The sequence below is a fragment of the Marinomonas sp. genome (genome assembly GCF_965225885.1).
Lineage (GTDB): Bacteria > Pseudomonadota > Gammaproteobacteria > Pseudomonadales > Marinomonadaceae > Marinomonas.
The window spans coordinates 431,289-446,572 of record NZ_OZ245329.1; the positions used below are offsets into that span (position 1 = coordinate 431,289).

Sequence of the window (15,284 nt, forward strand, 5' to 3'; positions counted from 1 at the left end):
AATCAATTTAATTTATTTAAAGCCTGCTCATCTCATACTTTATATCAGTAATTGGTTCACTGTCCGTTTCTTGCTAGACTGAAACTTACATAACAATTTCTGTAATAACTTTTTACAATTATTTTTTGTAATAACTAACAGACCTCAACCTTCCACTGAGCAAGATAATGACCAACGCAAAATGTATCTATGTTGTAGACGATGACGACGAGATCCGCACCCTGCTCAAAACTTACTTAGAAAAACACCAATTTACGGTATTAACCGCGGATTCTGGCGAAGCGTTTTTAGCAAACTTTCGAGCCGAGCAAGACGTCGATTTGGTGATTTTAGACATCATGCTTCCCGGGCAAGATGGCTTTGCGGTTTGCCGTTCCTTACGAACTCAATCACAAGTTCCGGTGATCATGCTGACGGCAAACTCTGACGAAATGGATCGTATCATTGGTTTGGAAATTGGCGCGGATGATTATCTTGCGAAACCCTTTAATCCGCGTGAGCTCTTGGCTCGGATCAAGGCTATTTTGCGTCGTATGGAACACACCGAAGTCATAGAAATAGCACCAGTCGCTCATCGCTTCTATCGTTTTGCACAATTCACTTTGGACACTTTGTCACGTGAATTACACTTTAAGGATGAAAATAAAGATGAAAAAGAGTCGTTATCCGGTGCGGATTACAACCTTCTAATGTTGTTCTTAACTCATCCCGGCGCGGTACTCACTCGCGAGCTGATCGCCGAAAATACACGTGGACGCGACAGCGCTCCGCTTGATCGTTTTATTGATGTACACGTTAGCCGCTTACGTCAGCGTTTGCGTGAAGATGCCCGCCAGCCACAGTTGATCAAAACCATTCGTGGTCAAGGTTATATCTTAACCGCTAGCGTCGAAGCCATCAGCGATGCCCGTTAATACACCAATCAGTAAACGCTCGCGCATTAAGCGCTGGTCCCAGTCTCTGACAGGGCAAATTCTGATCATCATGGCGTTGGGCGTAGCCAGCGCTCAGTTCATCAGTTCATCCATTTGGTTACGCCAGCTCGAATCTGATACCGAAGAAAACGTGCGTGAAGTATCTAAGCACATGGCGTTTCGCATCGCTGCCACCGTCAGCTATTTCAAATCTTTACCAACCAATTATCGTCATATCGTCATCGATCAATTACAAGATATGGGTGGTACGCGCTTCTTTGTGACGCTCAACAAAGAAGAAATTCGCATCAACAATATTCCCGACTCGCCGCTCAAAGACATCGTCAAAAACGAGGTTCAGTCGACATTAATTAAACAGCTGGGTATTCACAACGCCAAAATTGCGTTCTCCAGCCCAGAAGACCTGCATGTGATCAACAACCATACTCGTCTCGTAGACTTACCCGAACGTTGGGGACACCACAGCTTATTGGTAAAGCCTCTTACCTCGCCGATTATCGTGATTCAAATCCCTATCAATGACAAAGATTGGTTGTACCTTGCGAGCTTAATGCCCGATCCGTATTTTTTGGATGGCACCACAGCGCTCAGCGGCGATCGTTTGTTTTCCATGGCCATGTCTGTGATTACCGTGTTGCTGCTGAGCATACTGATACTGCGCCGAGTGACTCGCCCACTGGCAACCTTAGCTCGCGCGGCGGAACGTTTTGGGCAAGGTGATTGGCAACCAATAAAAGAAGTCGGCAGCGTCGAAGTACGCAATACCGCCAAAGCCTTTAACGATATGCAACGCCGTATACAGCGTTATCTCAATGATAGGGAAAGACTCTTTGCTTCCATCTCGCACGATTTAAAAACGCCTATTACACGCTTACGATTACGTGCCGAAATGTTGGAGGAGGATGATATCCGCGATGCCATGATTCGCGATCTAGAAGATTTAGATATGCTGCTAAAAGGCGCACTACAAAGCGTAAAAGAAACCGATATTCATGAAAATCGCGTCGAAGTGAACATTTCTAGAATGCTTAGAGACATGCAATCCACAGCCAATTTACATGGCGTGAAACTCTCGGTTGTCGGCGAATTACAACACCCATTTATAGGTAAACCCTTTGCTATAAAGCGCTGCCTTGGCAACCTTGTCGATAACGCCTTGTATTACGGAAAAACCGCCACTGTCTACATTGAAGACGATGAAGACGAAGTCTGTATTCGCATTTGTGACCAAGGCCCAGGTATTCCCATTGATAAAATGGACAAAGTTTTTCAGCCTTACACTCGTCTCACACCAGATCATTCCGGCCATCCCGGCGGCATGGGATTAGGCTTGAGTATTGCGCGCAATATTGCCCGTGCTCATGGTGGCGAAGTGACCTTGAGTAACCATATACCGCAAGGCTTAGAAGCCAAACTCTGGCTACCAAGGCATTGATTTTCAAATGATTAACAGGCATTTTTTAGCTAACGAAAAATGAAAGAAATCAGGACCTAAAAAGCAAGCAAAAGTCATTCTAAAGAACCGCCTTGCAAGACTTCGTTACAATAGGTTGCTCTACTTTACCCTCACTTGTCAGATCCTTTGCTAAATTCTGTAACTCGAACACTCGCTTAAGCTGATCTTCAGAAAGCGAGGTCGATACAAAATAACGCGATATCAAAGTCTCTAAAATGTCTTTGGTTGGATGACATAACAATAACAAAGGTTCCTATCATGAAAAAAATTGCTTTCGGTTTAACCACAGTTGCACTTTCTCTAGCCGCGGCTACTGCTCAGGCTGGTGAAGTAGAAGTTCTACATTGGTGGACATCAGGTGGCGAAGCCGCTGCGATCAATGTACTTAAAGAAGAAATGGTAGACGCTGGCCACACCTGGAAAGACTTCGCAGTCGCTGGTGGCGGTGGTGAATCTGCTATGACCGTTCTAAAATCTCGTGCCATTTCTGGCAACCCTCCTTCTGCTGCTCAAATCAAAGGCCCAACCATTCAAGAATGGGGCGACCTTGGCTTTCTAACAAATCTTGATGATGTTGCTAAAGCGGGCGAATGGGATGTGATCCTTCCTCAAGTTGTTAGCAATGTAATGAAGTACGACGGCCACTACGTAGCGGCTCCAGTAAACGTTCACCGCGTAAACTGGATGTGGGCAAATCCTGAAGTATTCCGTAAATCAGGCGCGTCTATCCCGACAACTTGGGATCAGTTCATTGTTGAAGCGAAAAAAATCAAAGCCGCTGGTTTCACACCACTTGCTCACGGTGGCCAAAACTGGCAAGACGCGACTTTGTTCGAAGCAATCGCTTTGGCTAAAGGCGCTAAATTCTACAACAGCGCGTTCATCGGCTTATCTGACAAAACACTACGTAGCCAAGACATGATCGACGTGTTTGATACTTTCAAGCAAATGCGCGAATTCGTTGATCCAGGCTTCTCTGGTCGCGATTGGAACATCGCAACGTCTATGGTTATCAATGGTGATGCAGCAATGCAAATCATGGGTGACTGGGCGAAAGGCGAGTTCACCGCTGCAGGCAAAAAAGCGGGCATCGATTACGTTTGTTACCCAGCGCCTGGCACAAGCGGCTCTTTCACTTTCAACATCGACTCTCTAGCTATGTTTAAAGTGGATGGCAAAGATAAACAAGCGGCTCAAAAAGACCTTGCGCGTTTGATTCTTGAACCTAAATTCCAAGAAACATTCAACTTGAACAAAGGCTCTATTCCAGTTCGCTTAAATATGCCTCGCGACAAGTTTGATACTTGTGCACATTCTTCAATGGATGCGTTCCTAGCAAGCTCAACGACTGGCAACCTAGTACCAAGTATGGCTCACGGCATGGCTGTGAACTCTATGGTTCAAGGCGCTATCTTTGACGTAGTGACGAACTTCTTCAATGACGAATCTATGACGTCTAAAGAAGCGGTTGATAAACTGGCTCGTGCTGTTAAAGCAAGTATGTAAGATCTAAATCTGCAAAGTCTTAATTTGCAGTAAACATAAGAGGCTGGCCACCTAGCCAGCCTCTTCTTAATCTCTCCAAATAGTGAAGCATCAACTATGAATACTAAAGCCGCCAATTCTGGGTCAGGACAGACTCAGTCAGGACGTCCTGCGCGCCTAAGCTTGGCCGATTGGATGCCTAAAATCGTCATGGCCCCAACGGTACTGGTTACCTTGGTGTGCATATACGGCTATATGATTTGGACAGCCGTACTCTCTTTTACTGGTTCTCGCATGTTGCCGTCGTACAATTTTGTCGGCTTCGATCAATACGAGCGCCTATTCAATAACGACCGCTGGATGGTAGCCCTATCCAATCTTGGTATTTTCGGCGGCTTGTTTATCTGTATCTGTTTGTTCCTTGGCGTTACCTTAGCCATTTTCTTGGATCAAAAAATTCGTGCTGAAGGCGCGATTCGTACTATTTATCTTTATCCGATGGCGATTTCTTTCATCGTGACCGGTACCGCTTGGAAGTGGTTGCTTAACCCAACCAACGGTCTAGAGAAAATGATGATCGACTTCGGTTTTGAAAACTTCAAATTCGACTGGCTTATTAACCCAGACATGGTTATTTACTGTTTGGTTATCGCGGCGGTATGGCAAGCATCTGGTTTCGTTATGGCGCTGTTCTTAGCTGGCCTGCGTGGTGTTGATGGTGATCTTATCAAAGCCGCACACCTTGATGGCGCAAGCACGTTTACCACTTACCGACGTATTATTCTGCCTTCTTTGAAGCCAGTATTCTTCAGCGCCTTGGTGGTTCTGTCGCACATCGCGATTAAGAGTTTCGACTTGGTAGCGGCGTTGACCAATGGTGGGCCAGGCTACGCGTCTGATTTGCCAGCTAACTTCATGTACACCTACACCTTTACTCGTAGCCAAATCGGCTTAGGTTCGGCATCTGCCATGGTGATGCTAGGTTGTGTATTGGCGATTTTGGTTCCTTATTTGTACTCTGAATTGCGAGGTAAACGCCATGAGTAACCTTAATTCTACAAGTAACAAAGCTGTTGGCCGTAAAACGTCTGGCCTAGACAAAGTATTGCGCGTTGCCTTGTACACAGTATTAATCGTCGTTGCGGCGTTTTATCTGATGCCGTTTATCGTCATGTTGATTACATCGCTAAAAGACGTTGAAGAAATTCGTACTGGTACGCTACTGTCTTTGCCTGCGTCTTTGCATTTCGACTCTTGGTCTAAAGCTTGGTCTAGCGCTTGTACTGGCGGAAGTTGTGGCGGTATTTCACCTTACTTCATGAACTCGTTTCAAATCGTGTTACCGGCTGTGGCTATTTCTACTTTAGTTGGTGCCATTAACGGTTACGTTATTTCCCTATGGAAATTTCGTGGCAGTGACTTTTTCTTTGCGGCGATGCTAGTTGGCTGTTTCATTCCGTTCCAAGTTATCTTGTTGCCAATGGCGCAAACACTAGGCTGGTTAGGCATCGCCAATACCACCTCAGGTTTAGTCTTCGTGCACGTGGTTTACGGTGTGGCATTTACGACCTTGTTCTTCCGTAACTTTTATCAGTCCATTCCTGGCGAATTGGTAAAAGCGGCTCGCCTTGATGGCGCTGGCTTTTTTACGATTTTCTACCGCATCATTTTGCCCGTATCTACACCTATTATCGTAGTAACGGTAATTTGGCAGTTTACGCAGATTTGGAATGACTTCTTATTTGGTGTGGCCTTCTCTGGTTTTGATACTCAGCCAGTCACGGTTGCCTTGAACAACTTAGTAAACACCAGCTTCGGCGGTAAGGAATACAACGTCGATATGGCCGCAGCCATTATCGCCGCCCTACCAACACTGGCCGTTTACGTGTTTGCAGGAAAATACTTCGTCCGTGGCTTAACGGCTGGCGCAGTAAAAGGCTAACAACGCCGCTAAGCAACCTAGCGAACAACGATAAAGACAAAATGCACTCGTGCCTTTTTACCTAACACAGCACGAGTGATCTGAAAAATTCGGAGTAATAACATGGCAAACCTAGTCATTGATAATGTTAAAAAACGCTACGGCGAGACTGAAATCTTAAAAGGCATCAATATTTCTATCAAAGCAGGTGAATTCCTGATTTTGGTTGGGCCATCTGGTTGTGGTAAATCCACTTTGATGAACTCGATTGCGGGTCTTGAAGACGTCACCGAAGGTCGTATTCTAATCGCCGACAAAGACGTGACTTACACCAGCCCAAAAGATCGCGATATCGCAATGGTGTTCCAGTCTTACGCCTTGTATCCAAACATGACCGTAGAGCAAAACATCTCTTTCGGTTTGGAAATGCGCAAAGTACCAAAAGCAGAACGTGATGTTGAAGTACAGCGTGTCGCTGAACTATTGCAAATTAGTCACCTACTTGATCGTAAACCAGCACAATTGTCTGGTGGTCAGCGTCAACGTGTTGCCATGGGGCGTGCCTTAGCTCGTCGCCCTCAGCTTTACTTGTTTGATGAGCCGTTGTCTAACCTTGACGCCAAATTGCGCGTAGAGATGCGTACAGAGATCAAGAAGCTGCATAAAAAGCTGGGCACAACCATCGTTTATGTAACGCACGATCAGATCGAAGCCATGACCTTGGCCGATCGCATCGCCGTAATGAAAGACGGACAAGTTCAACAACTTGGTACACCACAAGAAATCTACGACAATCCAGCGAACTTGTTTGTTGCTGGTTTCATGGGTTCACCAGCGATGAACTTCATTCCAAGCAAAGTCGTCGAGCAAGATGGCGTACCAATGTTGGAACTGGCCACCAGCACTACCGTTGCTTTGCCATTCCCGAAACCAGAAGCGCTAAAAGACTATGTAGGTAAAACTATCCTGCTTGGCTTGCGTCCTGAAATGATCACCGAACCTCAGCCGCACAAAGAAGGCCAGCCTTTTGTGACAACAACGGATATCGAAGTCGAAGTAACTGAGCCTATGGGCGCGGACACCATGATTCTGACACGTGTTAACGATGCCGAAATCAACTGTCGCTCTAACCCAATGTACCCAGCTGATGCCGGTTCAATCATCAAAATGATGTTTGATACCTCTAAAGCGGTTGCCTTTGATAAAGAAACAGGTCGACGTTTAGATCTTTAATCGTTAGTAGTGCGAACGATTAAACAGGTTTAAGCAAGCCTGCCACAGAATGACTTTCGCTGTGGCAGGCTTTTTTTGGAAAAAACTCCAGCACTTTATTTTTAAATTATCCATCCAGAAATATACGACTTTTTATTTGCTTCATTAATTCGTAACAAATAAAATACTTAAAGCTAACAAACAATGACAAGGATTTGTTGATGAAATACCGCCTGATTAAGCTGGAGAGCTTAATGGAGATGGAGTTCTCTTCTGTGGAAGGGAGCTTGGAGCAAATAAACGAGCGTGACCTACATTCTATTCTCCCTAAAGGCATGAATGCCGCGGCGTTACTGGAGCAGGTATCTGCCGGAGAATACGTTCTCTCTACCGACTTCCCCACGACGCCCTTACTCATTCGTCCAAGTAAAAATCTGGGTGCCAGCAGATGGGAAATCAACCCGGATGCCGAAGCTGGCTTTCAGCCCTCCGCGTTAACCGCACTGACACAACGTCTTAATATGATGGGACAAGGTGCGTCTTCAACGGCCCCCTTCGACAATCAGAACCGGGGCAATCTTCATCCCGCTAAAGAACCGGATTACACACCAGAACCTGTCTTGCCTGATCGAAGCTCCCGACCACATCAAGCGCCTCTCGCCTACGAATACAATATCGAAATCGCTTTTTCCGCCAAGAACCCGAACCTTCCTGTTGGTTTGAGCACAGAATTATTCGACACAAAGCATAAAATAGCAAAGGGCAATTGGACAGCAAGTTCAACCACCCATGGCACAAAATACACTCTAAAAACCGACTCCAATGAGCCGCACCACTTGAACTTTCGTGCCGCTAAAAACACCATGGGACTTTCCCTGAAAAATGTCGCCATGGTGCCATTAGGGTCGGGCAAGGTGGATGACGCTTTTATTCCCATTATGCCCACCGTGCAATTCGGCGAGCGTTTAGGTTTTGCTACAACGGGCTATCTTTATCATTTCAAAGGCAACACACTCGTCCAAAAATACCAGTGGAATGGCGACGAAACCTTTAGCCCCATGCCCGATAACATTGCCGATTACACCTTCCATCACGCCAGTATGTCATTGCTGGTGTATTGGAAAATAGCGAGCAAAGTGGTGAAAGATCAGTACTTGGTTTACCGTGCGGAGTCTCTATCTGCTGAAGAAGTAAATCAAGTCTCACTAGAATGGCTAGAACAACACGGTGTGCATTTAGACATCGACGCCTTATTAAAAGTCACCCAAACACCACAGCTTGAAAGAGACAACTACGAAAAAGAAAGCATTAAAGCCGACATCACAGCCCATACCGTCATAGAAGACCCAAGCACACAACAACGGGAAACCTGGGCAGACATTGCCAAACAATACGCTTTATCAGCCAAAGAACTACTGAACCAAAATCCCAGTTACCATGATAATCCACTGGCGTTAAAAATCGGCGATACATTAACCATTCAGCTTAGTGAAGCGGAAAAGCCCGTCGTCTTTGATCGCTTTGAATGTCCACCAGAAGCACCCAGTACTTACAACAACCCGCACAACAGCCACTATGTTAGTGATGAAACCAGCATCACCATCACCAACAGCGCGCCCATTCTGACGCTGGAAAAACGCAAAGTTAAAAAAGGCCTGCCATTAGTCAATGTTAAACCCGAACACATCTTACGCATCGGCGTGTTTTTTGATGGCACGGGAAACAACAAAACCAACGATGCTTACAAAGAAGAATCTGGCGACCATTCCCGCACCAACATCGCTAGGTTGTTTGAAGCATATCCACAAAAACTCGGTGAATCCGACGCGATTTATGTGTCTGGTGTCGGCACATTGGATCTGGACGAGAAATCCCCAGAGGAAAGAAAAGAAATCATCGATGCTGGCGATGACATGCTAAATGTTAGTTTGGCAAGTGGCCTATATGATTCAGGTGGCGCGTTAATCAAATGGCAAAGCTTACTCATCCAACTTAAAAGAATCATTACCCAGACAAAAGAGGAAAATATTTATCAAGATATCACTCATATCGCTTTCGATGTGTTTGGCTTCAGTCGCGGGGCAGCTTTAGCACGACATTTTATTAATATCCTTCATCAGGAAGGCATACCAGATTATGACAGCATTCATAACCCCCCTTTAGAAAGATCACACCTAAATGCGTTTACAAAACGCCATCCTAATTTACTTGGCGTCACAGATCATGCAACTTACAACAAAGTACGCGATGCCTATAATAGAGACACTCAACGCTCTGCCAGTGTGCGCTTTGTCGGGCTACTAGACACAGTCGGTTCTTTTGATTGGCCGGGTAATGATGATGAGGGTGATTTTCAGCTTGGCCTTAGTTCAACCTGTGCCAAACGCGTGCTGCATATTACTGCCCATGGCGAATACCGTACTAAGTTTCCACTCACCTCACTGAAAACCAAAGGCAAATTACCACCGAATTTTTATGAAGAAACGTTCCCCGGTGCACATACCGATATCGGTGGAGGCTACCCGTTTAGGAAGCTATACGATACAACGGGATTGGCAGACGTCTTCGGCTCCCCAACCCATTCAAGTTATCGATTGGAGTTAATTAAGGTTGAGGATATCTCTACTCTAGCATTCCCTCACTACGACATAATGAATGCGAATTTACCTCCGCGATGGACCTCAGAGATGCATATAGCACTCAATAAACAATGGAATGACGAATCTTTAAGGGATCACAAGGTACGCGGACAAGTCACACATGATCACTCAAAAATCTATTACTACCATCTTCATCCTATTGATGCCAGCCTAGCAGGGCTGGCTCAAGAGCGCCTTAAGCAGCAAGCAGAACTCGCTGGAGTGGAATGGAACATGGACAAATATGCCCAAACTGAAGATTACACGAAAAATGATAGCGTAAAAGATTTATGGGATGAGCTATCAAGCAAAGCTATTGGCACCATACAAGTGACGGATTGGCAAACCGCAATTGCACTAATTGATCCTTCTGTCATTCATAACTCCCATGACCTTGCGACCCATATCGGATTTAATGGCATAAAAGAAGTACTGGTAAATGGCGTTAAAAACAATGATCAATTTATACAACATACGCCGAATCAAATAATCGAAATACCGGAGCGAACCATTTATGACAATGTTTAAAGCGACTATTATGAAAACATTATCGCTATGTTTTCTGATAGTTGCACTCACGGGATGCGACGATAGTGAAAAAGCATTAGGAACCATCGCTCAAATTGGTAACGCGGGCAGTTTAGATGGTGCTTATAACCTCTCTGATATTTGGGTCACCAGTGTTAATGGTGGCAGCGCTGGCTTTGGCTACGGGGCGGTCAATGGCTACCCTGGAAAAAGTGCCAGCATTGGTATCAGCGTGCCTAGACACATAAAGGGCTACTGGGCAAAGGAAAACGAAGATGGCCCTGGCTTTCAATCCTACTATCGAATTTCCGCCGACATAGACAGTGACCTAGCAGAAAAGAAAATAAGAACAATGCAAAACTATTATCAAAACTTTGAAACAATTTGGGGGGCCATGCAAGTTGAGGTAGAAAAAAGTCGTATAAGAGTTTTTTTTGACAGAGGCTGTTCACCTTCGCTGAAAACAGACGACTGCACTCCAAAAGAAGGAGCCGATCCTAATGGCTGGGTGATTAAAGCGCCAGGCTCAATTAGAGATGTAACTGTGCTTTTCGATGGCCAAGGTGAATCCTCCCCCACGCCGTTTCCCGGCTCACCCTATGATAAACGCTCTGTATGGGTGGGACCTGCGCACTTAGGGAGTAAAATCACTCTAACCGATACGGAAGGCCGAACCGCTACAAACGGCAGTAGCATTGGAGACTTAACTCGAATACAGGGGGATTGGCAAAATTACATCGGTAAGGATGACTCAGGAAAGTCCATGTATCGTTTCTTTCACATTGATCAGCCAATTGATACTGAAGTGGTAAAAAACAAAATACACATCATGCGCAAAGGCTTAGCACATAAATATTTTGCCACATTCAGCTACATAGAAATTAATGACAGCGGCAATGTAAAAATATTTTATCGAATGGTATGTGCTTCAAAAGAAGAATGTGACCACTTAGAAAAAAGTCGTGATAAAGCCCTTGTAGAAAGAACATCAAAATATAGGTTCGATATTTTATTGTTCGAAGGCAAAGCCGAAGAGCTGGATACGCCTTTTGAAAATAAGAGCGATGCCTGAATGATAATAGCTAAATCTAACGCCATGAAAGCGTTAGCCCTGTGTATTCTGATAGCAGCACTCACGGGATGCGACGATAGTGAAAAAGCATTAGGCACTATCGCTCAAAATGGCAACGCGGGCAGTTTAGACGGTGCCTACAACCTGTCCGATATCTGGGTCACCAGTGTCAATGGTGGTAGCGCTGGCTTTGGCTATGGGGCGGTCAATGGCTATCCAGGAAAAAGTGCCAGCATCGGCATCAGCGTGCCTAAACACATAAAAGGTTACTGGGCAAAGGAAAGGGAAGATGGCCCTGGCTTTCAATCCTACTATCGAATTTCCGCCGACATAGACAGTGACCTAGCAGAAAAGAAAATCCGAACACTACAAAACTATTATCAAACCTTCAAAAGTAAATGGGGGCGTATGCAGGTTGAGGTCGAGCAATCCAGAATCATGGTTCTGTATACTCAAGGCTGCTATGACAACCGAGTCGATTGTTCTGCAAGAGAGAACGCAGACCCAAATGGTTATGTAATTCGTTCTCCATCAGACACGATTGATGTGGTTGCTCTATTCGATGGGCATGGTGAATCCTCCCCCACACCTTTCCCTGGTTCGCCTTATGATGAGCGTTCTGTATGGGTGGAACCTGCGCACTTAGGGAGTAAAATCACTCTAACCGATACGGAAGGCCGAACCGCTACAAACGGCAGTAGCATTGGTAACCTAACCCGAATTCAGGGAGATTGGCGCGATTACATAGGTGAAGATGAGACAGGAAAGTCTATGTACCGTTTCTTCCATATTGATGAACCAATTGAAACCACACCGGTAAAAGAAAAAATCCAGATTATGCGCAAGGGATTGGCTCATAAGGCTTATCCAACCTCCACTTATGTAGAAGTCGATAAAGAGGGACATTTCAAAACCTACTATCGGTTAACTTGCGTCAACGACACAGAGCTATGCGACAGCCTTAAAATAAGCCGAGCATCGCCTCTCGTTATTCGGTTTTCAGATTACTCTCTTGCCATTTTACTGTTCGAAGGTAAAGCCGAAGAGCTGGATTCCCCTATTAAAAATAAGAGCGATGCCTGAATGATAATAGCTAAATCTAACGCCATGAAAGCGTTAGCCCTGTGTATTCTGATAACAGCACTCACGGGATGCGACGATAGTGAAAAAGCATTGGGCACTATCGCTCAAAATGGCAACGCGGGCAGTTTGGATGGTGCTTATAACCTTTCGGATATATGGGTCACCAGTGTCAATGGCGGTAGCGCGGGATTCGGCTATGGTGCCGTCAATGGCTACCCAGGAGCCAGTGCCAGCATTGGTATCAGCGTGCCTAAACACATAAAGGGTTACTGGGCAAAGGAAAGGGAAGATGGGCCTGGCTTTCAATCCTACTATCGAATCTCCGCCGATATAGACAGTGAACTGGCAGAAAAGAAAATCCGGACACTACAAAACTATTATCAGAACTTCAAAAGTAAATGAGGACGAATGCAGGTTGAAGTTGAACAATCCAGAATCATGGTTTTATATACTCAAGGTTGCTATGACAACCGAGTCGATTGTTCTGCAAGAGAGAACGCAGACCCAAATGGCTATGTAATTCGCTCTCCGGCAGACACAATTGATGTAGTTGCTCTATTCGATGGTCATGGTGAATCCTCCCCCACGCCGTTTCCCGGCTCACCCTATGATAAACGCTCTGTATGGGTGGGACCTGCGCACTTAGGGAGTAAAATCACTCTAACCGATACGGAAGGCCGAACCGCTACAAACGGCAGTAGCATTGGAGACTTAACTCGAATACAGGGGGATTGGCAAAATTACATCGGTAAGGATGACTCAGGAAAGTCCATGTATCGTTTCTTTCACATTGATCAGCCAATTGATACTGAAGTGGTAAAAAACAAAATACACATCATGCGCAAAGGCTTAGCACATAAATATTTTGCCACATTCAGCTACATAGAAATTAATGACAGCGGCAATGTAAAAATATTTTATCGAATGGTATGTGCTTCAAAAGAAGAATGTGACCACTTAGAAAAAAGTCGTGATAAAGCCCTTGTAGAAAGAACATCAAAATATAGGTTCGATATTTTATTGTTCGAAGGCAAAGCCGAAGAGCTGGATACGCCTTTTGAAAACAAGGGAGACTTAAAAACCAATTAGTACTTTCTCATCTTTACATAACAAGCCTGCCACAGAATGACTTTCGCTGTGGCAGGCTTTTTTTTGGTTAAAAACGCCAAAATTTTGCACAAATGGTCAAAATTACTGCACAGTCTCTCGAACTTGTCACAAATATGAGATACATTTCGATAACTGTGATCAAAATAAGGCCATTAGATTGTGGTATTTGATTATGACCAATAGAAGCTCTGTCGACTAATCTCATGTAAAGGAATCAAACCATGAAATTTACTAAGCGTTTTATCACGCAGCTGGCCATTACTGGTGTCGCGTTATCTGTGACAGCGTGCTCTATGATGGGACCGCAAAAGCCAGATTGGCAAGAAGACAAAGAATATCGAGTCACCATCTTGCACACCAATGACCACCATGGTCGTTTCTGGCAAAACGGCAATGGCGAATACGGCATGGCCGCTCGTAAAACCTTGATCGACAATATTCGTGAAGAAGTGGCATTAGACGATGGCAATTCCCTTTTACTATCGGGTGGTGACATTAATACAGGCGTTCCAGAGTCTGATCTACAAGACGCTGAGCCAGATTTTCGCGGCATGAACATGCTGAAATACGATGCGATGGCATTGGGTAATCACGAATTTGATAACCCACTTTCTGTCTTGAAGAAACAACAAGAATGGGCAGGTTTCCCTTTCCTTTCTGCGAACATTTTAGACGCAAAAACAGGCAAACCTTTATTTGACGCCTATAAAATTTTCCAAGTGGACGATCTTAAAATCGCCGTTGTCGGTTTCACTACAGACGATACTGTTAAGCTAGGCAACCCTGAATACCTAGAAGGCATCAAAATTGAATCGCCTATTACCGTTGCCAAAAAACTCATCCCAGAACTTCGTAAGAAAGCTGACCTAGTGGTTGCTGTAACTCATATGGGTCACTACAAAGATGGCAACTACGGTGGCAATGCACCAGGTGATGTCACGCTAGCTCGTACCGTTCCTGGCATTGACGTCATTGTTGGTGGTCATTCACAAACCCCTCTATTTGCGCCTGATGAGCAAAACGGCACACTTATTCTTCAAGCACACGAATGGGGGAAATACGTTGGCCGTTTAGATTTTGTCTATAAAAATGGTGCGATTGTTTGGTCTCAATACAAACTTATTCCGGTTAACTTGAAGAAAAAAGTGAAAACAGCCGATGGCAAATCTGAGCGCGTTTTCATTGAAGAAGAGATTGCTCAAGACCCGACGATGCTGGAAATGCTAACGCCATTCCAAGAAAAAGGTCAAAAAGAGCTTAATATCGAAATTGGCTTCTCTGACTCTGACTTCATCGGTGACCGCAGCGTTGTTCGTAACCAAGAAACCAACTTAGGTAACTTGATTGCCCATGCCATGCAGAAAAAAGTAAACGCTGACATCGGCATCATGAACTCTGGCGGTATCCGTGACAATTTGGAAAAAGGCATTGTAACTTACAAAAGCGTCTTGAAAGTTCAGCCTTTCGGCAACATGGTGTCTTATGTTGATTTCACTGCAGACGAGCTAACCGACTACCTTTCTGTAGCGGCAGCAAAACAAGCGGGAACGGGCGCATTTGCCCAATTCAGCGGCGTTGCTCTTACGCTAAAAGACGGTAAAGCAACCAATATTATGGTCAATGGTAAAGCACTAGATGCAGCCAAAACTTACCGTATCGCGATGAACAACTACACGGCATCAGGCGGTGATGGTTACCCTAAAATTGTTGATCATCCAAACTACGTAAACTCAGGTTATGTTGATGCAGACGTTTTGGTGGAATACATTCGCAACAATTACCCACTTGAGGGCGCAAAATTCGCTCCAACAGGTGCAGTTAAGCGTTAATACCATTGATTAGT

12 protein-coding genes are annotated in these 15,284 nt (G+C 45.0%); all 12 read left to right on the forward strand.

What is annotated here, in order from left to right; genetic code table 11:
* Positions 1 to 167: 167 nt before the first annotated feature.
* On the forward strand, positions 168 to 914 hold the full coding sequence (locus ACO05V_RS01980; RefSeq protein WP_421846974.1) for a response regulator: 747 nt from the start codon (positions 168 to 170) through the stop codon (positions 912 to 914).
* On the forward strand, positions 904 to 2,370 hold the full coding sequence (locus ACO05V_RS01985) for an ATP-binding protein (protein ID WP_421846976.1): 1,467 nt from the start codon (positions 904 to 906) through the stop codon (positions 2,368 to 2,370). Before ACO05V_RS01980 ends, ACO05V_RS01985 begins: the two co-directional genes overlap by 11 nt.
* 279 nt (positions 2,371 to 2,649) lie before the next feature.
* The gene (locus ACO05V_RS01990; protein WP_421846978.1) at positions 2,650 to 3,897 is read left to right on the forward strand and encodes an ABC transporter substrate-binding protein; all 1,248 of its coding nucleotides are present in this window, start codon (positions 2,650 to 2,652) and stop codon (positions 3,895 to 3,897) included.
* Between the two features lie 96 nt (positions 3,898 to 3,993).
* Positions 3,994 to 4,923, forward strand: coding sequence for a carbohydrate ABC transporter permease (locus ACO05V_RS01995; protein WP_421846980.1), 930 nt, complete (start codon positions 3,994 to 3,996; stop codon positions 4,921 to 4,923).
* A complete protein-coding gene (locus ACO05V_RS02000) occupies positions 4,916 to 5,818 on the forward strand; it encodes a carbohydrate ABC transporter permease (RefSeq protein ID WP_421846982.1) in 903 nt (300 codons plus the stop codon). Before ACO05V_RS01995 ends, ACO05V_RS02000 begins: the two co-directional genes overlap by 8 nt.
* Positions 5,819 to 5,920: 102 nt before the next feature.
* On the forward strand, positions 5,921 to 7,030 hold the full coding sequence (locus ACO05V_RS02005; protein ID WP_421846984.1) for an ABC transporter ATP-binding protein: 1,110 nt from the start codon (positions 5,921 to 5,923) through the stop codon (positions 7,028 to 7,030).
* 200 nt (positions 7,031 to 7,230) lie between these two features.
* Entirely contained in the window at positions 7,231 to 10,176 is a 2,946-nt protein-coding gene (locus ACO05V_RS02010) for a DUF2235 domain-containing protein (RefSeq protein ID WP_421846986.1), read from the forward strand.
* Complete coding sequence (locus ACO05V_RS02015; protein ID WP_421846988.1) at positions 10,163 to 11,248, forward strand: hypothetical protein; 1,086 nt, start codon at positions 10,163 to 10,165, stop codon at positions 11,246 to 11,248. Before ACO05V_RS02010 ends, ACO05V_RS02015 begins: the two co-directional genes overlap by 14 nt.
* Positions 11,249 to 12,331, forward strand: a complete 1,083-nt coding sequence (locus ACO05V_RS02020; RefSeq protein ID WP_421846990.1) for a hypothetical protein — start codon at positions 11,249 to 11,251, stop codon at positions 12,329 to 12,331.
* Positions 12,332 to 12,733 carry a hypothetical protein gene (locus ACO05V_RS02025; RefSeq protein WP_421846992.1) on the forward strand — a complete coding sequence of 134 codons (402 nt, stop codon included), beginning with the start codon at positions 12,332 to 12,334 and terminating at the stop codon, positions 12,731 to 12,733.
* Positions 12,734 to 12,739: 6 nt separating this feature from the next.
* The gene (locus ACO05V_RS02030) at positions 12,740 to 13,420 is read left to right on the forward strand and encodes a hypothetical protein (protein ID WP_421846994.1); all 681 of its coding nucleotides are present in this window, start codon (positions 12,740 to 12,742) and stop codon (positions 13,418 to 13,420) included.
* 242 nt (positions 13,421 to 13,662) lie between these two features.
* Positions 13,663 to 15,270, forward strand: coding sequence for a bifunctional UDP-sugar hydrolase/5'-nucleotidase UshA (gene ushA, locus ACO05V_RS02035; RefSeq protein WP_421846996.1), 1,608 nt, complete (start codon positions 13,663 to 13,665; stop codon positions 15,268 to 15,270).
* Positions 15,271 to 15,284 lie beyond the last annotated feature (14 nt).